This window comes from Streptomyces sp. BL1 (assembly GCF_057628045.1).
Window position 1 is genome coordinate 5,184,210 of the sequence record NZ_JBXYWZ010000002.1, and the last position, 22,261, is coordinate 5,206,470.

The 22,261-nt window shown below is 71.2% G+C and carries 16 protein-coding genes; all 16 read left to right on the top strand.

What is annotated here, in order from left to right; genetic code table 11:
* The first annotated feature begins 80 nt into the window (after positions 1-80).
* The 16 genes from folC to obgE all read left to right on the top strand — a co-directional run bounded on the left by folC (position 81) and on the right by obgE (position 22,160).
* On the top strand, positions 81-1,592 hold the full coding sequence (folC, locus tag AC3AGO_RS22745) for a bifunctional tetrahydrofolate synthase/dihydrofolate synthase (RefSeq protein ID WP_487824770.1): 1,512 nt from the start codon (positions 81-83) through the stop codon (positions 1,590-1,592).
* 3 nt (positions 1,593-1,595) lie between these two features.
* Positions 1,596-1,928 carry a DUF4233 domain-containing protein gene (locus tag AC3AGO_RS22750; RefSeq protein ID WP_487822070.1) on the top strand — a complete coding sequence of 111 codons (333 nt, stop codon included), beginning with the start codon at positions 1,596-1,598 and terminating at the stop codon, positions 1,926-1,928.
* A 124-nt stretch (positions 1,929-2,052) separates the two neighbouring features.
* Complete coding sequence (ndk, locus tag AC3AGO_RS22755; RefSeq protein ID WP_487822071.1) at positions 2,053-2,466, top strand: nucleoside-diphosphate kinase; 414 nt, start codon at positions 2,053-2,055, stop codon at positions 2,464-2,466.
* Positions 2,467-2,770: 304 nt separating this feature from the next.
* Positions 2,771-3,790, top strand: coding sequence for a rod shape-determining protein (locus tag AC3AGO_RS22760; RefSeq protein ID WP_487824771.1), 1,020 nt, complete (start codon positions 2,771-2,773; stop codon positions 3,788-3,790).
* A gap of 134 nt (positions 3,791-3,924) precedes the next feature.
* Positions 3,925-4,857 (top strand): rod shape-determining protein MreC, encoded by a 933-nt coding sequence (gene mreC, locus AC3AGO_RS22765; protein WP_487822072.1) that lies wholly within the window; start codon positions 3,925-3,927, stop codon positions 4,855-4,857.
* Between the two features lie 2 nt (positions 4,858-4,859).
* Complete coding sequence (gene mreD, locus AC3AGO_RS22770) at positions 4,860-5,684, top strand: rod shape-determining protein MreD (protein ID WP_487822073.1); 825 nt, start codon at positions 4,860-4,862, stop codon at positions 5,682-5,684.
* A complete protein-coding gene (mrdA, locus tag AC3AGO_RS22775; RefSeq protein ID WP_487822074.1) occupies positions 5,681-7,843 on the top strand; it encodes a penicillin-binding protein 2 in 2,163 nt (720 codons plus the stop codon). The genes mreD and mrdA overlap by 4 nt, the downstream gene beginning before the upstream one ends.
* On the top strand, positions 7,840-9,039 hold the full coding sequence (rodA, locus tag AC3AGO_RS22780) for a rod shape-determining protein RodA (RefSeq protein ID WP_487822075.1): 1,200 nt from the start codon (positions 7,840-7,842) through the stop codon (positions 9,037-9,039). The genes mrdA and rodA overlap by 4 nt, the downstream gene beginning before the upstream one ends.
* A gap of 49 nt (positions 9,040-9,088) precedes the next feature.
* Positions 9,089-10,639, top strand: a complete 1,551-nt coding sequence (locus tag AC3AGO_RS22785) for a CYTH and CHAD domain-containing protein (protein WP_487822076.1) — start codon at positions 9,089-9,091, stop codon at positions 10,637-10,639.
* A 144-nt stretch (positions 10,640-10,783) separates the two neighbouring features.
* Positions 10,784-12,706, top strand: coding sequence for a TIGR03960 family B12-binding radical SAM protein (locus AC3AGO_RS22790; RefSeq protein ID WP_487822077.1), 1,923 nt, complete (start codon positions 10,784-10,786; stop codon positions 12,704-12,706).
* Positions 12,707-12,843: 137 nt separating this feature from the next.
* Positions 12,844-14,124, top strand: coding sequence for a hypothetical protein (locus AC3AGO_RS22795; RefSeq protein ID WP_487822078.1), 1,281 nt, complete (start codon positions 12,844-12,846; stop codon positions 14,122-14,124).
* A gap of 236 nt (positions 14,125-14,360) precedes the next feature.
* A complete protein-coding gene (locus AC3AGO_RS22800; protein WP_487822079.1) occupies positions 14,361-15,143 on the top strand; it encodes a TIGR03936 family radical SAM-associated protein in 783 nt (260 codons plus the stop codon).
* A 277-nt stretch (positions 15,144-15,420) separates the two neighbouring features.
* On the top strand, positions 15,421-19,671 hold the full coding sequence (locus AC3AGO_RS22805; RefSeq protein WP_487822080.1) for an Rne/Rng family ribonuclease: 4,251 nt from the start codon (positions 15,421-15,423) through the stop codon (positions 19,669-19,671).
* A 244-nt stretch (positions 19,672-19,915) separates the two neighbouring features.
* The gene (gene rplU, locus AC3AGO_RS22810; RefSeq protein WP_487822081.1) at positions 19,916-20,239 is read left to right on the top strand and encodes a 50S ribosomal protein L21; all 324 of its coding nucleotides are present in this window, start codon (positions 19,916-19,918) and stop codon (positions 20,237-20,239) included.
* A 14-nt stretch (positions 20,240-20,253) separates the two neighbouring features.
* A complete protein-coding gene (gene rpmA, locus AC3AGO_RS22815; RefSeq protein ID WP_487822082.1) occupies positions 20,254-20,514 on the top strand; it encodes a 50S ribosomal protein L27 in 261 nt (86 codons plus the stop codon).
* Between the two features lie 206 nt (positions 20,515-20,720).
* Positions 20,721-22,160 carry a GTPase ObgE gene (obgE, locus tag AC3AGO_RS22820; protein ID WP_487822083.1) on the top strand — a complete coding sequence of 480 codons (1,440 nt, stop codon included), beginning with the start codon at positions 20,721-20,723 and terminating at the stop codon, positions 22,158-22,160.
* The last annotated feature ends 101 nt before the right edge of the window (positions 22,161-22,261 follow it).

Consider the following 22,261-nt stretch of genomic DNA (forward strand, 5'->3'; position numbering starts at 1 on the left):
CGCACGAGGACCCCGACGATTCCGGTCACGACGATGATCTCGACGTACCGGACATCACGAGCCTCCCGGACATCACTGGCATGCAGGATGTCACCGGCATTCCCGATCCCTCCGAGTTCGACCACATCGTCGGCGAGGAGACCGACCGCGACGCCGACCTCGCCGTCATCGAGGCCGGCAGCCGCACGCTGCGCGCCCAGGCCGGGCCGCCGCAGGCGGACGTGCCGGCCCGGCCCGAGGACCCGGAGACCGACAAGGCGCTGCGCGCGGTCGAGTCGGAGCTGATGGGGCGCTGGCCTGAGACGAAGCTGGACCCGTCGCTGGACCGGATGACGGCGCTGATGGACATCATGGGCGAGCCCCAGCGCGCGTACCAGAGCGTCCACATCACCGGCACCAACGGCAAGACCAGCACGGCCCGGATGATCGAGACGCTGTTCGGCACGTTCGAGCTGCGCGCAGGCCGGTACAGCTCGCCGCACGTCCAGTCGGTCACCGAGCGGATCAGCATCGACGGGGCGCCGCTCCCGGCGGAGCAGTTCATCGAGACCTACGAGGACATCAAGCCGTTCGTCGGGATGGTGGACGGCAGCCAGGAACACCGGATGTCCTTCTTCGAGGTGCTGACCGGAATGGCGTACGCCGCCTTCGCGGACGCGCCCGTCGAGGTCGGTGTCGTCGAGGTCGGCATGGGCGGCAGCTGGGACGCCACCAACGTGATCGACGCCGGGGTCTCGGTCATCACACCCATCTCCCTCGACCACACGGACCGGCTCGGCGACTCGGTGGAGGAGATCGCCGGCGAGAAGGCCGGCGTCATCAAGCCCGGTGCGACGGTCGTGCTCGCGCAGCAGCCCGTCGAGGCGGCGTCCGTCCTGCTGAAGAAGGCGGCGGAGGCCGGTGCCACGGTGGCCCGTGAGGGCATCGAGTTCGGTGTGGTCTCCCGTGAAATCGCCGTCGGCGGGCAGCTTCTGACGCTGCGTGGGGTGGGCGGCGAGTATCCGGAGATCTTCCTCCCGATGCACGGCGCCCACATGGCGCACAACGCGGCGGTCGCGCTCGCCGCCGTCGAGGCGTTCTTCGGGGTCGGCCAGGAGCAGGGCCGCACGCTGAACCAGGAGACGGTCCGCGAGGCCTTCGCCGCGGTCACCTCGCCGGGCCGGCTGGAGCTCGTCCGCAGCTCGCCCAGCGTGCTGCTGGACGCGGCGCACAACCCGGGCGGTGCCAAGGCGACGGCGGAAGCGGTCAGTGAGGCGTTCGGTTTCAGCCGTCTCATCGGCGTTGTCGGGCCGAGCCGGGACAAGGACGTCCGGGGACTGCTGGAGGCTTTCGAGCCAATTTTCGCGGAGGTCGTGCTCACCCGGAATTCCACCGACCGTTCCATGGACGTCGACGATCTCGCGGCGGTCGCCGTCGAGGTGTTCGGCGAGGACCGGGTGCAGGTGGAGCCGCGGCTGGACCTGGCGATCGAGGAAGCGATCACGCTGGCCGAGGAGGAGGACGAGTACGCCGGAGCGGGCGTCCTGGTCACCGGCTCGGTCATCACGGTGGGAGAGGCCCGGCTGCTGCTGGGTGGCGGAGGAAGGAAGTAGCGGATGCGAACGCTGTGCGCCTCCACTCTGATCGGGGAGTTCTTCGTCATCGGTTTCGCCGGTCTGGTGGCGATGCGGACGACCGACGTGGGTGCGGGCACCGTCTGGGCGGTCAGCGGGACCGCCATGGTGCTCTGTGTGCTGCTGTGCGGGGTGCTGACGCGCCCGGGCGGGGTCGCCCTGGGCTGGGCGCTGCAAATCGCCCTGATCGCCGCAGGGTTCGTCGTGCCGATGATGTTCATCCTGGGCGCCTGCTTCGCCGGGCTGTGGTGGGCTTCCGTGCATTTCGGACGCAAGATCGACGAGGCCAAGGCGCTGCACGCGGCCCAGGCGTGACGCTCCGTCGGGTGGCGTACGCCGCCGGCCCCGTACGGGGTGCGCGGTCCGGGTGCTGTCCGCCGCACCGCACCCGGTAGCCTCAACCCTCCGTTACGCTTTCTGACCTGCAAGGAGTCGCACCATGTCCGAGCGCACGCTCGTGCTCCTCAAGCCGGACGCTGTCCGTCGCTCCCTGATCGGCGAGATCATCGGCCGGATCGAGAGCAAGGCGGGGTGGACGATCTCCGCCCTCGAACTGCGGACCCTGCCGCTGAGCGTGCTGGAGCAGCACTACGGCGAGCACGAGGGCAAGCCGTTCTACGCTCCGCTGGTCGAGTTCATGTCCTCGGGGCCGTCCGTGGTGATGGTCGTCGAGGGCGAGCGGGTCATCGAGGGGATCCGTGCGCTGGCCGGACCCACTGACCCGATCGCGGCGACGCCGGGGTCCATCCGTGGCGATTTCGGAACCATCGTGCGGGAGAATCTGATCCACGCCTCGGACTCGGCGGAGTCCGCGGAGCGGGAACTGAAGATTTTCTTTCCCGCCGCGGCCTGACCGGGAGCTGACGGGCCGTCAGCGAGTCCGGCCCTGTTGACCTGGGGCGACCGACATGATTCGGTCGCCCTTCGGCATATGCACGGCTGTTCGGGGGAACGCATCACCCCGACACGACGTCACAACTGTCGAGGACGACCGGTGTTCCGCTGACAATGGCGGAGGAACCGTCGCTACGTGTTCGAGCGACCGCGTCTACGATGGAACCTCGCGCCGGGCAGACCAAGCGCGTTCACATCTCCTGCCGTCCTCTTACACACCATCGCTCCAGTTGGAAGGCCAGACGCATCCTATGGCGAACAACATGTCGTTCATCGGCCGTGATATGGCTGTCGACCTCGGGACCGCCAACACGCTGGTGTACGTCAGGGGTCGCGGGATCGTCCTCAATGAGCCGTCCGTCGTCGCCATCAACACCAACACCGGCGGCATTCTGGCGGTCGGAGCCGAGGCGAAGAAGATGATCGGCCGGACCCCCGGCAACATCGTGGCAGTACGTCCCCTGAAGGACGGCGTCATCGCCGACTTCGAGATCACCGAGCGGATGCTCCGCTACTTCATCCTGAAGATCCACAAGCGCCGCTGGATGGCCCGTCCGCGCGTCGTGGTCTGTGTCCCCTCCGGTATCACCGGAGTGGAACGCCGCGCCGTGATCGAGGCATCCACCCAGGCCGGTGCCCGGCAAGTGCACATCATCGAGGAGCCGATGGCCGCGGCGATCGGCTCGGGCCTCCCGGTTCACGAGGCCACCGGCAACATGGTGGTCGACATCGGCGGCGGCACCACCGAGGTCGCCGTCATCTCGCTCGGCGGCATCGTCACGGCCCAGTCGATCCGGGTGGCCGGCGACGAGCTGGACAACGCGATCATCCAGCACATCAAGAAGGAGTACAGCCTCCTGCTCGGCGAGCGCACCGCCGAGAGCATCAAGATCACGATCGGTTCGGCGTACAGCCTGGAGAAGGACGAGCACACCGAGATCCGCGGCCGGGACCTGGTCAGCGGACTTCCCAAGACGGTGGTGATCTCCGCGGCCGAGGTGCGCAAGGCCATGGAGGAGCCGGTCAACGCGATCGTCGACGCGGTCAAGACCACCCTCGACAAGTGCCCGCCCGAGCTGTCCGGCGACGTGATGGACCGGGGCATCGTGCTCACCGGCGGCGGCGCCCTGCTGCGCGGCCTCGACGAGCGGCTCCGGCGCGAGACCGGCATGCCGATCCACATCGCCGAGGATCCGCTGGACTCCGTGGCGCTCGGCTCCGGAAAGTGCGTCGAGGAGTTCGAAGCTCTGCAACAGGTGCTCGACGCGCAGCCGCGGCGATGACCTGAATTCACCGATCCGCCGCTCGGATGACCACTGTCCGCGCGGCGGATCGTTAACTGTTCCGGAAAACGTTCACATTAGATCAGCGACATCACCGCACTTTCCGACAGCAGAAAGGGCACGGCCGCCGCAACGTGAGGGACACACGAGAAAGCCGGCTGCTGCTCGTCCTTCTGATCGCCATCGCGTTCGCACTGATCACGGTGGATATCAGAGGCGGCGAGCAGACCCCGCTCGACAGCGCGCGGCAGGGGGCCGCATCCGTATTCGGACCTGTCGAGAACGGTGTATCGGCCGCGGTCGACCCCGTGGGGAACGCGATCGCCGCCGTACGCGACTCCGGCGAGCGGCACGGCCGGATAAGCAAGCTGGAGCAGGAGAACGCCGCCCTGAAGCAGAAACTGGGCTCCAGCGACCACACCCGAAGTCGCGCCAAGGAACTGGACAAACTGCTGAAGACCGCCGGAGCGGGCGGCTACGGAATCAAGGGCGCCCAGGTCATCGGCATCGGTGCGGCACAGGGCTTCTCCTGGACCGTGACCATCGACGCGGGCAGCCGTGACGGCCTCGCCCGTGACATGACCGTGCTGAACGGCGACGGCCTCGTCGGCCGGGTCACCACCGTCGGCCCGTCGACCTCGACCGTCCTGCTCGCCAACGACCCGGACTTCACCGTCGGCACCCGGATGGAGAAGACCGACGAACTCGGCTTCGCCACCGGCCGCGGCGGCAACGAACTGAACGTCCAGCTGCTCAACGGCAAGTCCGAAGTCAAGCAGGGCGACCGGCTCGTCACCTTCGGCTCGCAGTCCGACAAGCCGTTCGTGCCCGGTGTGCCGGTCGGCCGCGTCAGCAAGGTCGACCCCAGCGGCGGCGATCTCACACGGTCCGTCAGCGTCCGTCCGTACGTGGGCTTCAGCAAGCTCGACGTGGTCGGCGTGGTGGTCGAGGCGCCGAAGAAGGACCCGCGCAACGAGGTGCTGCGGCCCGAGAAGCCGAAGCAGCCGAAGCCCGCCCCGACGGTGACCGTGACGAAGACGCCCGGCGCACCCGCCTCCAGGAGCTGACCATGCACCTCAACCGGATGCTTCTCTCGACGTCTCTGGTGATCGTCGCCCTGATCGTCCAGGTGAGTGTGCTCGCCAGACTCCATCTCCCAGGAGCCGTCCCCGACTTGCTGATGCTCGTCGTGCTCGGCCTGGCGATGGTCTACGGACACACCGCGGGCGCCGTCATCGGATTCGGCGCCGGACTGCTCGCGGACCTCGCGCCGCCGGCCGACCACGCCGTGGGCCGGTACGCGATGGTGCTCTGCATCGTGGGCTACGCGGCGGGCCTGGCCCGTCCCGACAACGGCCGGCACCGTTCGGCGACCGTGCCGATGCTGGTGGTCGCCAGCGGAGCGATCTGTTCCACCCTGCTGTACGCGGGAGTCGGCGCCCTCGTCGGGGACACGGCGGCCCGTCAGGTGGGCCTGCTCGGGCTGCTGTTCTCGGCCACGCTGTACGACCTGCTGCTGGCGCCATTCACCGTGCCGCTGATCATGGCGCTGGCCCGGCGTTCCGAACCGGACCCGCTCGGCGGGGCCGAGGCCACCGGCGGCGGCAGCGCCAGCACCGGCGGCCGGGCGTACGGCTGGCTGACCACCGGCACCGGGCTGACTCTCGGTGACGCGGGCCGGTTCGGCGGCAAGAGCGGGACCGGCGGCAAGAACGGGATCTTTGGCAAACCCGGCAAGGGCCCCAAGCCCCCCAAGCCGGGGAAGACCCCGAAGCCGTCCAAGTCGGCCGACAAGCCGGCGAAGGCCGCGAGCATCGGCAGCCAGCGCGGTTCCCTCCTGAGCCGCTCCGGGCGGAAGGCGACGGGACGGCTGAAGGGGGTCAAGCGGCTGTGAGCAACATTCCGGAGACCGGCCGCACGCCCCGGATCACGATCCGGCTGATCATCCTTCAGGTCCTGGTGCTCTCCCTGCTGCTGACCCTCGGCGGCCGCCTCTGGTATCTCCAGGTGCGGAACGGCGAGGAGTACCAGAAGAAGGCCTCCGGTAACCACGTGCAGCAGGTCGTCCAGCCCGCCACCCGCGGCTCGATCCTCGACGCGCGCGGCGTGCCCATCGCCGACAACGAGACCCGCCTCGTGGTGTCCGCCTCCCGCACCGAGCTGATGAAGATGGACGACGGGGGCGACGCGGTGATGACCCGCCTCGCCCACGTGCTGAGGATGTCGCCGGACGAGGCCAAGAAGAAGGTCCGGCTCTGCGACGCCAAGACGCCGCAGCCCTGCTGGAACGGCTCGCCCTTCCAGCCCATCCCGGTCAGCGACACGGCCACCACGCAGCAGGCGCTGCAGATCCGGGAGCGCGCCGAGGACTTCCCCGGCATCACGGCGGAGCCCACCGCCGTACGCCGCTACCCCGGCCCGTACGGTTCGCAGACCGCGCAGGCGCTGGGCTATCTGTCGCCGGTCACCGACGAGGAAGTGCAGAAGTCGGAGAAGACCGACTCGCCGTTCCTGCGCTCCGACGAGATCGGCCGTTCCGGTCTGGAGCGCGAGTACGACAACAAACTGCGCGGCTCCTCCGGCGTCACCCGGTACGAGGTGGACAACCTGGGCCGCGTCATGGGCCGCGCCAAGAGCGACAAGGCGCACCCCGGCGACAACCTCGTCACCAGCATCGACTCCCGCGTCCAGGCTGTCGCCGAGAAGCAGCTCGACAAGGCGATGAAGGACGCGCGCAAGCAGCACGACAAGAACACCGGCACCAACTACAAGGCGGACGCCGGCGCGGTCGTGGTCATGGAGAACAAGACCGGCCGGGTCGTGTCGATGGCCTCCAACCCGGAGTACGACCCGAACAGCTGGGTCGGCGGCATCTCGGGCGCCAACTACAAGAAGCTCACCGGGAAGCAGTCCAACTACCCGCTGCTGAACCGGAGCATCCAGGGCCTGGCGGCGCCCGGCTCCATCTTCAAGGTCATCCCCACCACCGCGGCGCTGCGGGCCGGCTACCCGTTCAACGGGCAGTACCAGTGCTCGCCCTCGTTCAACGTCGGCGGACAGGTGTTCAAGAACTTCGAGTCGGAGGGGCACGGACCGATCAGCCTCGGCCGCGCCCTGGAGGTCTCCTGCGACACCGTCTTCTACCGGCTGGCGTACGAGCAGTGGAAGAAGGACGGTGGCAACAAGCCGAAGAAGAACACCAAGGACTGGTTCTACCGCACAGCCCACGACTTCGGGCTGGGCAAGAGGACCGGCGTCGACCTGCCGAACGAGGTCGAGGGCCGGGTCCCGGACCGGAAGTGGAAGAAGGACTACTACAACGCGAACAAGGACGCCTGGTGTTCGCAGGGCAAGGACCCCAAGTCCTACGCCGACAAGATCGCCAAGGAGAACTGCGTCTCCGGCATGAAGATGCGCGCCGGTGACAGCGTCAACTACTCCATCGGGCAGGGCGACACCCTCGTCACGCCCATCCAGATGGCGACCATCTACTCGGCCATCGCCAACGGCGGCACGATGTTCGACCCGACGCTGGGCAAGGCGACCGTCAGCCCGGACGGGCAGCACATCAGCAACATCGAGCCGAAGTCGCACGGCAAGCTGCCCATCGGCAAGAAGGGCCTCGCGGCGATGGACAAGGCGCTCGCGGGCGTCGCCGAACGCGGCACCGCCGCCTGGCGGTTCGGCCAGGCGGGATGGCCGCAGGACAAGATCAAGATGCACGCCAAGACGGGTACGGCGGAGGTCGCGGGCAAGCAGACGACGTCCTGGTTCGCGACGTACACCAAGGACTACTCGATCGTCATGACGATGTCCCAGGGCGGTACGGGCTCCGGCGCCTCGGGTCCCGCCGTGCGGAAGATCTACGACGCCATATACGGCGTCGGCAAGAAGGGCGCCATCGACCCGAAGAAGGCGCTGCTGCCCACGCCGGAGAAGAACCTCCCGAAGGTCAACAAGGACGGCACCATCGAGGCCCAGCGCGACAAGAACGCGGCCACGGCAGCGGACAAGCGCAAGGCGGCCGAAGCGGAAGCGGGGAGCAACGGTTGAGCACGCACTCCTACTCCCTCGGCGGCTACGGACCGCAGCGCCGCACCGTATGGCAGCGGTTCACCGCGCGCGACTCCGCGCTGTGGCGGCTGGACTGGGTGATAGTGCTGTCCGGTGTCGGCCTGTCGGTGATCGGCACGCTGCTGGTGTGGTCCGCCACCCGCAACCGCACCGACATCAACCAGGGCGACCCGTACTACTTCCTGACCCGCCACCTGATCAGCCTGGTCGTCGGCATCGTCATGATGGGCGGCACCGTCTGGCTCGGCCACCGCAGGCTGCGCGGCGCGGTGCCGGTGCTCTACGGACTGACGGTGCTGCTCGGCCTGTTGGTGCTCACACCGCTCGGCGCCACCATCAACGGCCAGCGCGCCTGGCTGCACCTGGGCGCCGGAATCTCCCTGCAGCCCGCCGAGTTCATGAAGATCACCGTGATCCTGGGCATGGCGACGCTGCTCTCCGCCAAGGTCGACGCGGGCGACCGGGACTTCCCCGACCACCGCACCGTGCTGAAGGCGCTCGGTATCGCCACCCTCCCGATCGTCGTCATCATGCTGATGCCGGACCTCGGTTCGGTGATGGTCATGGGCGTCATCGTGCTCGGTGTGCTGCTCGCCTCCGGAGCCTCCAACCGCTGGGTGGCCGGTCTCTGCCTGGCGGGCGCCGGCGGCGCGGTGCTGATCTGGGCGCTGGGCCTGCTGGACGAGTACCAGATAGACCGGTTCGCCGCCTTCGCCAACCCGGCGCTCGACCCGGCCGGCGTCGGCTACAACACCAACCAGGCCCGCATCGCCATCGGTTCGGGCGGGCTGGCCGGCAAGGGGCTCTTCCAGGGCGACCAGACCACCGGGCAGTTCGTGCCCGAGCAGCAGACCGACTTCGTGTTCACCGTCGCCGGCGAGGAGCTGGGCTTCCTCGGTGCCGGGCTCATCATCCTGCTGCTGGGCGTGGTGATCTGGCGCGCCTGCCGCATCGCCCGGGACTCGACCGACCTGTACAGCACGGTCGTCGCCGCGGGCGTCATCGCCTGGTTCGCCTTCCAGTCCTTCGAGAACATCGGGATGACGCTGGGCATCATGCCCGTCGCGGGGCTTCCGCTGCCCTTTGTGTCGTACGGGGGCACCTCCATGTTCGCGACCTGGATCGCCCTCGGACTGCTGCAGTCGATCACCACGCGCAGACCCGTGTCGGCGTAGTCCCGACCGGGCCATTGCGGGCGGGTGAGGGCGCGCATACGTTCCCCGCATGGCGGACGTTGTGCGGGAGACCGAGCGGAAATACCAGGCTGCGAAGGCCGCTGACAGCACCGGGGCGGAACTGCCCGGCCTCGGCGTACGGGGAGTGCACTCCGTCGTCGGGGCGGGCACCGTCGAACTCGACGCCGTCTACTACGACACCGTGGACCAGCGGCTGGCCGCGGACGGGGTCACCCTGCGCCGCAGGACCGGCGGCGAGGACGCGGGCTGGCATCTGAAGCTGCCGGTCGCCCCCGGCGTACGGGACGAGATCCAGGCACCCCTGAGCGAGGGCCCGGACATTCCGCGGGTGCTGACCTCCCTGCTGAGGTCCCGGCTGCGCGGCGAACCGCTGGCACCCGTGATGCGGCTGCGGCAGCGGCGCGAGCGGCACCATCTGCGGGGCGCCGGGGGCGAGTTGCTGGTCGAGATCGGGCAGGACCGGGTGTCGGCCGAACGGTTCGGCCCGGCCCGCGGCACCGCCGAGTGGAGCGAGACCGAGGCCGAACTGGCCGAGGGGCAGGACCCCGCCCTGCTGGACCGGGTGGAGGAGCGGCTGCTCGCCGCCGGCTTCACCCGGGCCGGGCACGACTCCAAGCTGGCCCGCGCCCTCGCCGAGACCGACCCGCGGCCCGTGCGCACGGCCGGCCGGGGCGAGGCGGACGGTGCGCCGCTGACCGCCGGCGACGTCGTGCTGGGGTACGCCCGGGAGCAGGTGCGCGTCCTCGTCGCCCTCGACCCCGCCGTACGCCGCGACGTCCCCGACTCGGTGCACCGGATGCGCGTCGCCACCCGCAGGCTGCGCAGCTGCTTCCGCTCGTACGGCAAGGTCCTCGACCGCACCGTCACCGAGCCGGCCGGCGCCGAACTCCGGTGGCTCGCCGCCGAACTGGGCGTCGACCGGGACCGCGAGGTGCTCACGGCCCGGCTGGAACAGCGGATCGCCGAGCTGCCCCGGCAGCTGACGCTCGGCCCGGTGCGCGGCCGGCTGCGCACCTTCGGCCGCGCCCGCCGCGGAGGCTCCCGCCGCCGGCTGCTGGCCGTACTGGACGGCGGCCGCTACCTGGCGCTGCTCGACACGCTCGACGCGCTGCTGGCCCGTCCGCCGCTGCGCGAGAAGGCGGCGGAGGCACCGCCGGACCACGTGATCTCCAGCGCCGTACGGCGCGACTTCGACAGGCTGGCCGGACACATCGGCAAGGCCCTCGCCGCACCGTCCGGCGACCTCCGCGACCTGTCCCTGCACGAGGCCCGCAAGGCCGCCAAGCGCGCCCGCTACTCGGCGGAGGCCGCCCGCCCCGTCTTCGGCAGGGCCGCCAAGGAGTACGTGGCCCGGATGACCTACCTCCAGGACCTGCTGGGGGAGCACCAGGACAGCGTCGTCGCCCGCGAGGCGCTGCGCGAGATCGCCGTCCAGGCGCACGCCGCGGGCGAGCAGTCCTTCACGTACGGCGTGCTGTACGAGCGCGAGTGCGGGCTGGCCGCCGGGTGCGAGCGGCAGCTGCCCGAGCTGTGGCGGGAGGTGACCGCCGCGGAACAGCTCGGCCCCGAGGCGGTGTGACGGGCGGTGTGACGACCGGCGCGACGGCGGGGGAGTCCCCCGGGAGAGCGGCCGGGGACGGGCCCGGCATGGGCGTACCTCCGGTGGAGTTACGCTGAAGGGTCACCCCTGTACGAGAGATCACCTGCCCCGAGGACATCACCCATGCCTGTCGAGTCGGTCTTCCCGCGACTGGAGGCCCTCCTCCCGCACGTATCGAAGCCGATCCAGTACGTCGGCGGCGAGCTCAACTCCACCATCAAGGACTGGGACAGCTGCGACGTCCGCTGGGCGCTCATGTACCCCGACGCCTACGAGGTGGGGCTCCCCAACCAGGGCGTCATGATCCTCTACGAGGTGCTCAACGAGCGCGAAGGGGTGCTGGCGGAACGGACGTACAGCGTCTGGCCCGACCTGGAGAAGCTGATGCGGGAGAACGAGGTCCCGCAGTTCACCGTCGACGCACACCGGCCCGTCGGCGCGTTCGACGTCCTCGGCGTCTCCTTCTCCACGGAGCTCGGCTACACGAATCTGCTGACCGCGCTGGAGCTTTCCGACGTCCCGCTGGAGGCGAAGGACCGCACCGACGATCACCCGATCGTGCTGGCCGGCGGCCACGCCGCGTTCAACCCGGAGCCGATCGCGGACTTCCTGGACTGCGCGGTCGTCGGTGACGGCGAACAGGCCGTCCTGGAGATCACCGAGATCATCCGCGGCTGGAAGAACGAGGGCCGCCCCGGCGGCCGCGACGAGCTGCTGCTGCGCCTCGCCAAGACCGGCGAGGTGTACGTGCCGAAGTTCTACGACGTGGAGTACCTGCCCGACGGCCGCATCTCCCGTGTCGTGCCGAACCGTTCGGGTGTCCCGTGGCGCGTCTCCAAGCGCACCGTGATGGACCTGGACGAGTGGCCGTACCCGAAGCAGCCGCTGGTGCCGCTCGCCGAGACCGTGCACGAGCGGATGTCCGTGGAGATCTTCCGCGGCTGCACCCGCGGCTGCCGCTTCTGCCAGGCCGGCATGATCACCCGGCCGGTGCGCGAGCGCTCCATCACCGGCATCGGCGACATGGTCGACAAGGGACTGAAGAGCACCGGCTTCGAGGAGGTCGGCCTGCTCTCGCTCTCCTCGGCGGACCACTCCGAGATCGGCGACATCGCCAAGGGCCTCGCCGACCGGTACGAGGAGGACAAGGTCGGCCTGTCCCTGCCCTCCACCCGCGTCGACGCGTTCAACGTCGACCTGGCCAACGAGCTGACCAGGAACGGGCGTCGGTCCGGCCTGACCTTCGCGCCCGAGGGCGGCTCGGAGCGCATCCGCAAGGTCATCAACAAGATGGTCTCCGAAGAGGACCTCATCCGGACCGTGGCCACCGCCTACGGCAACGGCTGGCGGCAGGTGAAGCTCTACTTCATGGCCGGGCTGCCCACCGAGACCGACGAGGACCTGCTCCAGATCGCCGACATGGCGGAGCGGGTCATCGCCAAGGGCCGCGAGGTCGCCGGGTCGAACGACATCCGCTGCACCGTGTCCATCGGCGGATTCGTCCCCAAGCCGCACACCCCCTTCCAGTGGGCGCCGCAGCTGTCCGCCGAGGACACCGACGCGCGGCTCACGAAGCTCCGCGACCGGATCCGCGGCAACAAGAAGTACAGCCGCAACATCGGCTTCCGGTACCACGACGGCAAGCCCGGCATCGTCGAGGGACTGCTGTCCCGCGGCGACCGCCGCGTCGGCGCCGTGATCCGCGAAGTCTTCGAGCGGGGCGGCCGGTTCGACGGCTGGCGCGAGTACTTCAGCTACGACCTGTGGATGGAGTCCGCCGGCGAGCGGCTCCCCGAGCTGGGCGTGGACGTCGACTGGTACACCACGCGCGAGCGGGGCCACGAGGAGGTGCTCCCCTGGGACCACCTGGACTCCGGTCTGGACAAGGACTGGCTCTGGGAGGACTGGCAGGACTCCCTCGACGAGACCGAGGTGCCGGACTGCCGCTGGGACCCCTGCTTCGACTGCGGCGTCTGCCCGCAGATGGACACGGACATCCAGATCGGCCCGACGGGCCGGAAGCTGCTGCCGCTCAGCGTCAAGTAGCCCCGCGAGCACGGTGATTCGCGCGGTGCCCCGCCCGGACGGGCGGGGCACCGGTGCGTTCCGGGACCGCCCGGGCCACGGCTCCTTCGGTTCCAACTCCTTGAAACCTGCGGGCAGACGGTAACGTCCCAGCCGGTATGAGCGACGATCCGCCGCAGCAGCCGGTGAACCTGGTCAAGTCCGAGCCTCCCGTGGGGGAGGGGCGGCGCCCTGCCGCGCCCGCATCGCAGGAGGGCTGCCTCACGGTCGCGGTCCGGCTGCCCGTACGGATCATCACGCTCGTACTGGTCGTCCCCGTACGGCTGCTCTGGGACGCGCTCACCGCCTGCGGCCGCGTGCTGGAACGGGCCCTGTGGCGCCCGCTCGCCGGTGCGGCCCGGCAGGTGTGGAGACGCGTCCTCGCACCGCTGCTGTACGCCGTCTTCGTGTGGCCCTTCGTCGCCGTGTGGCGCTACGTCCTCGCCCCCGCGGGCCGCGCCCTCGCCTGGCTGGGCAGGGGCGTGTGGGCGGGCATCTCCCGTACGGGCAGCGCCATTTGGGCAGGAATCTCCTGGGCGGGCCGGATGACGGGGCAGGGTCTGTCCGCCGTCGGCCGCGCCCTCGCCGCCGTGCTGCGCGGGACCGGCGCGGGCCTCGCATGGCTCGCCCTGCACCTCGTCACGCTCCCGCTGACCTGGCTCTACCGCCGCATGCTGGCCCCGGCGGGGCACGGCCTCCGCGCCGTGCTCCGCGCGCTGGGCCACTACCTCTTCGCCGTTCCGGCGCTCGCCCTCTGGACGGCGCTGCGCTTTCTCGGCACGTACGGCGTCGTGATCCCGGCACGTGCCCTGTGGACGGCGGCCCGTTGGCTGGGCCGGGTCCTCCTCGTCGTTCCCGCGGTCGCCCTGTACCGCCATGTACTGACCCCCGCCGGACACGCGCTCCGTGCGGCAGTACGCGGTTTCGGCACCGCCATGGCCTGGCTCGGCCGGTACCTCCTCGTCGTTCCGGCCGTCGCCGTGTGGACGGCGCTCTGCCGGCTCGTCCGGATGCTGCTCGTTGTTCCGGCCGTCGCCCTGTACCGCTGGGTCCTCACCCCCGTGGGCCACGCCCTCGCCCTGATCGCCCGCGAGACCGGCACCGCGCTGGGCCACGCCTGGCGAGTGGCCGGCTACATCTCCCGCGCCGTGTTCCGCTTCCTCGGCCGCGTGCTGCGGCTCCTCTTCGTCGTCCCCGTGGTGTGGCTCCGGGACGACGTCCTCGTCCCCGTGGGCCGCGCCGTACGCGAGCACGTGCTGCGGCCCGCGGGACGCGCCGCGCGCGAGGCCGGCCGCAGCGCCCGCGCCGCCCTCCGCTCGGCGCGCACCTCCGTACGGGAGACCCGCGCCGAGGTCCGCCGGGCCCTCTTCGGCACCTCCGGAGGCGGGAGCGGAAGCTGACGCCGCGACAGCGGCGCGTACCCTGGTCGGAAGGATCATCCGCACAACCGCACACCGGCGCGGCCCCACAGCCCCGCGGAGCGTGCGCCACGTGCGGACTTCCGCCCCCTTCGAGCACGTCGACCGACATCCGAACCGACGGCGCCCCGCGCACTGCGCGGCGCGCGCCCGGCAGTACCGAGGAGAGAGAAGCTCTGGGCAAGCGACAGCCCGAAGGCCCGCCGCCCGCACCCGCTGTGCAGCGCATCCGCTTGCGCTACACCAAGCGCGGCCGCCTCCGGTTCACCAGCCATCGCGACTTCCAGCGCGCCTTCGAGCGGGCACTGCGCCGGGCCGAGGTGCCCATGGCGTACTCCGCCGGCTTCACGCCGCACCCGAAGGTGTCGTACGCCAACGCCGCGCCGACCGGCACCGCCAGTGAGGCCGAGTATCTGGAGATCGCCCTCACCGAGCGGCGGGACCCCGCCGCACTGCGCGCGCTGTTCGATGAGTACATGCCCGACGGCCTCGACATCACGGACGCCGTGGAGGCCCGCACCTCCGACTTCACCGACCGGCTCCAGGCCTCCCAGTGGGAGCTGCGGCTGGACGGAGTGGCCACCGAGGAGGCCGTACGGGCCGTCGGGGCGTTCCTCGCCGCCGAGTCCGTCGAGGTCCAGCGGCAGACCAAGAAGGGCATCCGCACCTTCGACGCCCGGGCCGCCGTGGCCTCTCTGAGCGTGGCGGACAAGGCCGTTGAGGGAGCCTCCGCGGCAGACCCGTCGGCCGGGGGCGATAGGCCCGGCGCCGGTCCCTGTGCGATACTGCGCCTGGTGGTTCGGCACCTGACACCTGCCGTACGACCCGACGACGTCCTGTCCGGCCTCCGAGCTACGGCCGACCTGGCGCCGCCGGTCGCCGCAGCGGTGACCAGGCTGGCGCAGGGGCCGCTCGATGAGGAGACCGGCACGGTGACCGACCCGTTGGCGCCCGACCGCGACGCAACCCCCGTCGCGACGGCGCCGGGCGGCAGCGCGTAGTCCGGGACCCACGGGCCCCGGACTTGAGGACAGCCGTCGAAGCGCCACCGCCGACGCACGCGCCAGGGAGCCACCCGGGTCAGCTGTCCGGCAGGCAGGCGCATTGACCAGGAGACTTTCGCCGTAGCCGGGCTTCGAGAAGGACCGGAACCGGCGAGCTGAGACAACAGCTCCCGCGCGGCGCCCGCGCCCCGGAGAGCGGCCCCGCAGAGGAATCGGGCCGCTGCCGGTACGAACGAGGCGCGGCGCCCGGGAGCGTGACGGGAGAACCGCCCGCATGCTCGAGCCGAACGAATCCGCAAACGCGGAGAGTGCCGAGAACCAGTCGACACAGCCTGCCGCCGCAGGTGCTGAGCAGGACAACAGCACCCCGAGCGACACGCTTCCCCCGCGTCGCCGCCGTCGCGCGGCGACCCGCCCGGCGGGCCCGCCGGGGGCCGCGGCAGGTGACACGTCCGGAGTGCCGGAAGTGACCGCCGCCGCACCGTCCGCGGCGGAAACGCCCGGAAACGAAGCCGCGGAGGCCGCGGCCATACGGGACGAGCCGGGCGCGGAGACCGCCCCGCCGCCCCGCCGCCGTGCCGCGCGCAAGGCCTCGTCACCCGCAGGACCGCCGCAGTCGACCACGGAGGCCGCCGCAGTGGGCGCACCGGAGCAGGACGCCGTCGCGGCCGCCGACGAGGAGACTCCGGCGCCCGCCACCCCGGCCCGTACCCGCCGCCGCACCACCCGCAAGGCGTCCGCCGCCGCGGGCAGCCCGCAGCCCGCCGAGGAGCAGGGCGCGGGCGACGCGGCACCCGCCACGGAGGAGCAGCCCGCCGAGAGCGCGGCGCCCGCCCGTACGCGCCGCCGTGCCTCGCGTGGCGCAGGCGCCGCCGAGGCCGCCGCCGGTACGCAGAACGAGCAGGCTGGTGACGCCGCCGGCAGCACGGAAGAGCAGTCCGCGCCCGCCGAGAGCGCGGCCCCCGCCCGTACGCGCCGCCGTTCCTCGCGTGCCGCCGGTGCCGCGGAGGCTGCCGCTGCCGAGGCCACGCCGGAGCAGAGCGAGCAGGCCGCCTCCGGCGAGAGCGCGGCCCCGGCCCGTACCCGCCGGCGCGGTGAGCGTGCTGCCGCCGCGGAGGCCCCGGAGCAGGGCGGCCAGTCCGCCGGCAAGGGCGCCGAAGCCGACAGCAAGGCCGACAAGGCAGACAAGACCGACAACGGGTCGGACGGCAAGGCCGAGGGCAGGAAGGGCAGGTCCGGCAAGAAGTCCGTACCGCCCGTGGCCGTGTTCCAGGCTCCGGTCTTCACCGAGCCCACGTTCCAGACGCCGCAGAGCGCTGCCGCGGCGGCCGCCGCGGCGGTGGACACCGGCCAGGACGAGCCGGACGACGAGGACGAGCGCGACGAGCGGGACGAGGCGGACGCCAAGGACACGGCGGGCAGCGCCGGTTCGCGCCGCCGCCGTCGCCGCAGGGCCGACTCGGCGGGCGACGGTGAAACGGCCGCCCGCAACGGCGGCCGCGACGGCGGCCGTGACGACCGGCAGCAGAGCCGGCCGGCCGCCGGCAAGGCGGAGGACACCGACGAGTCCGAGGACGACGAGGACACGCAGGCGCAGTCCGACGGCGAGGAGAACGGCGAGCGTCCGGCCCGCCGCCGTCGCCGGGGCGGCCGTCGCCGCCGTCGCGGCGAGAACGCCGACGCCGCCGAGCGGGACGGCGAGGAGCAGGACGAGAGCAACGGCGGCGCGCAGGAGCCGGAGAACGGCTCCGCCGACGTGGACGACGAGGACGACGAGGAGCGCGACGACAACGGCGGCTCCTCCAGCAGCTCGCGCCGCCGCCGTCGCCGTCGCCGCCGCAGCGGTGACGGCGGCCAGCAGGAGGCGCCCGCGGAGGGCGACGACCCGGAGCGCACCGTCGTCAAGATCCGTGAGCCGCGGAAGAAGAAGGAAGAGTCCACCGACGAGGTCACGGCCATCAAGGGCTCGACCCGGCTGGAGGCGAAGAAGCAGCGCCGCCGCGAGGGACGCGAGCAGGGCCGCCGCCGGGTGCCGATCATCACCGAGGCCGAGTTCCTCGCCCGCCGCGAGGCCGTGAAGCGGGAGATGATCGTCCGCGAGAACGGCGAGCGTACGCAGATCGGCATCCTCGAGGACGACGTGCTGGTCGAGCACTTCGTCAACAAGGAGCAGTCGACCTCGTACGTCGGCAACGTCTACCTCGGCAAGGTGCAGAACGTCCTGCCGTCGATGGAGGCCGCCTTCGTCGACATCGGCAAGGGCCGGAACGCCGTGCTGTACGCGGGCGAGGTCAACTTCGAGGCGCTCGGCATGGCCAACGGGCCGCGCCGTATCGAGACCGCGCTGAAGTCAGGTCAGTCCGTGCTGGTGCAGGTCACCAAGGACCCGATGGGCCACAAGGGCGCCCGGCTCACCAGCCAGGTCTCGCTGCCCGGCCGCTACCTGGTGTACGTGCCCGAGGGCTCCATGACGGGCATCAGCCGCAAGCTGCCGGACACCGAGCGGTCCCGGCTGAAGCAGATCCTGAAGAAGGTCGTCCCGGAGAACGCCGGCGTGATCGTCCGTACGGCCGCCGAGGGCGCCAGCGAGGACGAGCTGCGCCGCGACGTCGAGCGGCTGCAGGCGCAGTGGGAGGACATCCAGAAGAAGTCCAAGAAGGGCAACGCGCCGACGCTGCTCTACGGCGAGCCGGACATGACCGTCCGCGTCGTCCGGGACATCTTCAACGAGGACTTCTCCAAGGTCATCGTCAGCGGTGAGCAGGCCTGGGAGACGATCCACGGGTACGTCTCGCACGTCGCGCCCGATCTCCAGGACCGGCTGCAGAAGTGGACGTCGGAGACCGACGTCTTCGCCACGTACCGGATCGACGAGCAGCTGCTGAAGGCGCTGGACCGCAAGGTGTGGCTGCCGAGCGGCGGTTCGCTGGTGATCGACCGGACCGAGGCGATGGTCGTGGTCGACGTCAACACCGGCAAGTTCACCGGCCAGGGCGGCAACCTGGAGGAGACGGTCACCAGGAACAACCTGGAGGCGGCCGAGGAGATCGTGCGCCAGCTGAGGCTGCGCGACCTCGGCGGCATCATCGTGATCGACTTCATCGACATGGTGCTGGAGTCCAACCGGGACCTGGTGCTGCGGCGCCTGCTGGAGTGCCTGGGCCGGGACCGTACGAAGCACCAGGTCGCCGAGGTCACCTCGCTGGGTCTGGTGCAGATGACCCGGAAGCGGGTCGGCCAGGGCCTGCTGGAGTCCTTCTCCGAGCCGTGCGTGCACTGCAACGGCCGTGGTGTCCATGTGCACATGGAGATGCCCACCGCGGTCGGCGGTGGCGGCGGCAAGAAGAGCAAGAAGAAGAACAAGGACCGGGACAGGGACGCCAAGGGCGGCCAGTCCGACGGGGCGGAGACCGGCACGGAGTCCCGCGGCGAGGCGAAGGACGGCCAGTCCGTCGCCGACGGTCCGCAGGAGCAGCCGGAGGACGAGCTGTACAGCAGCGCGGCCGAGGCCGAGGCGGCAGCCGGTGGTTCCGGCGGCTCCGGCGGCGGGCGCGGCGGCCGTACGCGGCGGCGCGCGGGCCGCAAGGCGGGCTCGCCCGGTACGGCCGAGGCGCCGGCGGAGACCCCGCCGCAGCCGGAGGCCGCGGCCGAGCCGGAGCACGTCGAGCCGGCCCCGCAGCCCGAGCCGCAGTCCGGGTCCCGGCAGGAACCGCAGCCCGAGCCGCAGTCCGAGCCCGTAGGGGAGCCCGCGGCGGCCGAGGCGGAAGCCGCTGCCGAGTCCGGTGACTCCGGGCGGCCGCGGCGCCGCCGCCGTCGTGCGGTGTCGGTGCCGGCCGGTTCGCCGAAGGCCGCGGGTCCGCAGGACGCCGGTGTCACGGTGATCTCCGCGTCGGAGGAGGCGGCCCAGGCCGTCCCGGCGGCGGAGCCCGCGCCGAACGGCACGGCCGAGGTGACGCCGGAGGCGGCGCCGCCCGCCCGCCGCCGTCGCGCGGTGTCGGTGCCCGCGGGTTCGCCGAACGTCTCGGAAGAGCCCGCCGCCACGGTGGTCACCCCGGCCGAGCCCGCGGCGGAGCAGCGGCCCGAGCCGGTGGCGGCCGCGCCCGAGCCGCAGCCCGCCGGTGCGCCGGCGCGTGCCCGGCGCCGGGCGACGCGGCAGGTGTCGGCGCCGGTGACGGACGATGCGCCGGAGACGGTCGTCGCGCCCGCCGGACAGGCACCGGAGACCGGATCCGCGCAGGAGACGGAATCCGCGCCGGAGACGGAGGCGCCGGCCAAGAAGACGGCCGCGAAGAAGTCCACGGCGAAGAAGACCGCGGCCAAGAAGACGACGGCGGCCAAGAAGGCCCCGGCGAAGAAGGCCGCCGCGAAGAAGGCTCCGGCGAAGAAGACCGCCGAGAAGTCGACGGAGAAGAAGGCCGCGGCCAAGAAGGCTCCGGCGAAGAAGACGGCGGCCAAGAAGACGCAGAAGACGGCCGCCGCCGAGCAGCAGCAGTTCCCGTCCGTGTCGGCTCCCGCCGAGGACTGACACACGCGGTGACACGGTCTGTTCCGCCCGTCCCGGTCCGCCGGGACGGGCGGGGTTTGACCGGCGGGACAGCGCCCCCGTAACCTTGCCCTTCGGTGTGTCGTCACAGGACACACCCGCTTCTGAGCAACTACCTCCCGTCAGGGAGAGGCCGCTCAATCCTTTCGGATCAGTCCGCGGACCCCGGTTCGTGCTGGGCGGCTGGCATCAGAGGTTTCCTCACGAGTTAGAGAGAGAGCTGAACGTGTACGCGATCGTGCGCACCGGCGGCCGCCAGCAGAAGGTTGCTGTCGGCGACGTCATCGAGGTTGACCGTCTTTCGGAGAGCAAGGTCGGCGACACCGTCGAGCTCTCGACCCTGCTCGTGGTCGATGGCGACGCGGTCACCAGCGACCCGTGGGTCCTGGACGGCGTCAAGGTCTCGGCCGAGGTGGTGGACCACCACAAGGGCGACAAGATCCGGATCCAGAAGTACAAGAACAAGACCGGTTACAAGAAGCGGATCGGCCACCGTCAGCTGCACACCGCGCTGAAGGTCACCGACATCCCCGCCCCGGCCAAGAAGTAAGGGACTGAGGAGACATGGCACACAAGAAGGGCGCATCGTCCACTCGGAACGGTCGCGATTCCAACGCACAGCGCCTCGGCGTGAAGCGCTTCGGCGGTCAGGTCGTCAGCGCCGGTGAGATCCTGGTCCGCCAGCGCGGCACCCACTTCCACCCGGGCGCGGGCGTCGGTCGCGGTGGCGACGACACCCTGTTCGCTCTGGACGCCGGCGCGGTGCAGTTCGGCAGCCACCGCGGCCGCAAGGTCGTCAACATCGTTCCGGCGGCCGCTGAGTAATCAGCCGCAGCCGGTTCGGCAGCGCATTCTTTCCGAGGGCGGACCGCGCCTCCTCGCTCCGTATGCTCCCCGCGTACGGATGAGGAAGCCGGTCCGCCCTCGGCGCGTTACACCACTGGACACAGCAGACCGCCGAGCATCACGCAGGGCGGCACCAAGCATCACCGCAGTACGGACAGACCCTGATTCCGCCGGGAGGCACCCTCATGACCACCTTCGTGGACCGCGTCGAACTGCATATCGCCGCGGGTAACGGAGGCCACGGCTGTGCCTCCGTCCACCGCGAGAAGTTCAAGCCGCTGGGCGGCCCCGACGGGGGCAACGGCGGACGCGGCGGCGACGTCGTGCTCGTCGTCGACCCCGATGTGACGACGCTGTTGGAGTACCACCACAGCCCGCACCGCAAGGCCACCAACGGCCGCCCCGGCGAGGGCGGTATGCGCTCCGGCGCCGAGGGCAAGAACCTCGTCCTGCCCGTGCCGGAGGGCACCGTCGTGCTCGACGGCAAGGGCAATGTGCTGGCCGACATGGTCGGCAAGGGCACCACGTTCATCGCCGGGCAGGGCGGCCGCGGCGGCCTCGGCAACGCCGCGCTGGCCTCGGCCCGCCGCAAGGCCCCCGGCTTCGCGCTGCTGGGCGAGCCGGGCGAGACCCGCGATGTGGTGCTGGAGCTCAAGACGGTCGCGGACGTCGCGCTCGTCGGTTTCCCGTCGGCCGGCAAGTCCTCGCTGATCTCGGTGCTGTCCGCGGCGAAGCCGAAGATCGCGGACTATCCGTTCACGACGCTGGTGCCCAACCTCGGTGTGGTGACGGCCGGTTCGAGCGTCTTCACCATGGCCGACGTGCCGGGGCTCATCCCCGGCGCGAGCGAGGGCAAGGGCCTGGGCCTGGAGTTCCTGCGGCACGTGGAGCGGTGCTCGGTCCTCGTGCACGTGCTGGACTGCGCGACGCTGGAGTCCGACCGGGACCCGGCCTCCGACCTCGACGTGATCGAGGAGGAGCTGACGCAGTACGGCGGTCTGGAGGACCGGCCGCGGCTGGTCGTGCTCAACAAGACCGACATCCCGGACGGCAAGGACCTGGCCGACATCATCCGGCCCGACCTGGAGTCCCGCGGCTTCCCCGTGTTCGAGGTGTCCGCGGTCTCGCACCAGGGGCTCAAGGAACTCTCGTACGCCCTCGCGAAGATCGTCGACGAGGCGCGTGCCGCCCGGCCCGCCACGGAGTCGACCCGCGTCGTCATCCGGCCCAAGGCCGTCGACGACACCGGCTTCACCGTCACGCGCGAGGAAGAGGGTCTGTACCGGGTGCGCGGCGAGAAGCCCGAACGCTGGGTGCGGCAGACCGACTTCGCCAACGAGGAGGCCGTCGGCTACCTCGCGGACAGGCTGAACCGCCTCGGCGTGGAGGACGAGCTGGTGAAGGCCGGCGCCCGCGAGGGCGACGGCGTGGCCATCGGCCCCGAGGACAACGCCGTCGTCTTCGACTGGGAGCCGACGCTGGCCGCCGGCGCGGAGATGCTCGGCCGGCGCGGCGAGGACCACCGTATGGAGAGCCCGCGGCCCGCGGCGCAGCGCCGCCGGGAGGCGCAGGCCGAGCGCGACGACGCGTCCCGCGCGTACGAGGAGTTCGACCCCTTCGAGTGACCCCTGCCGCCCCGCGCGGACGGACAGCACCGCGTACGGGCAGCAGACAGCAGACAGCGGACGGCCCCGGGAGATCCGATCTCCCGGGGCCGTCCGCTGTG

Bases quoted from the DNA above. Each gene is read 5' to 3' on its own strand.
- ndk (WP_487822071.1), top strand. From the start codon at position 2,053: ATGTCCGAGCGCACGCTCGTGCTCCTCAAGCCGGACGCTGTCCGTCGC.
- mreD (WP_487822073.1), top strand. From the start codon at position 4,860: ATGCACCTCAACCGGATGCTTCTCTCGACGTCTCTGGTGATCGTCGCC.
- AC3AGO_RS22785 (WP_487822076.1), top strand. From the start codon at position 9,089: ATGGCGGACGTTGTGCGGGAGACCGAGCGGAAATACCAGGCTGCGAAG.
- rpmA (WP_487822082.1), top strand. From the start codon at position 20,254: ATGGCACACAAGAAGGGCGCATCGTCCACTCGGAACGGTCGCGATTCC.
- obgE (WP_487822083.1), top strand. From the start codon at position 20,721: ATGACCACCTTCGTGGACCGCGTCGAACTGCATATCGCCGCGGGTAAC.
- AC3AGO_RS22760 (WP_487824771.1), top strand. From the start codon at position 2,771: ATGTCGTTCATCGGCCGTGATATGGCTGTCGACCTCGGGACCGCCAAC.
- AC3AGO_RS22805 (WP_487822080.1), top strand. From the start codon at position 15,421: ATGCTCGAGCCGAACGAATCCGCAAACGCGGAGAGTGCCGAGAACCAG.
- folC (WP_487824770.1), top strand. From the start codon at position 81: ATGCAGGATGTCACCGGCATTCCCGATCCCTCCGAGTTCGACCACATC.
- AC3AGO_RS22750 (WP_487822070.1), top strand. From the start codon at position 1,596: ATGCGAACGCTGTGCGCCTCCACTCTGATCGGGGAGTTCTTCGTCATC.
- AC3AGO_RS22795 (WP_487822078.1), top strand. From the start codon at position 12,844: ATGAGCGACGATCCGCCGCAGCAGCCGGTGAACCTGGTCAAGTCCGAG.
- AC3AGO_RS22790 (WP_487822077.1), top strand. From the start codon at position 10,784: ATGCCTGTCGAGTCGGTCTTCCCGCGACTGGAGGCCCTCCTCCCGCAC.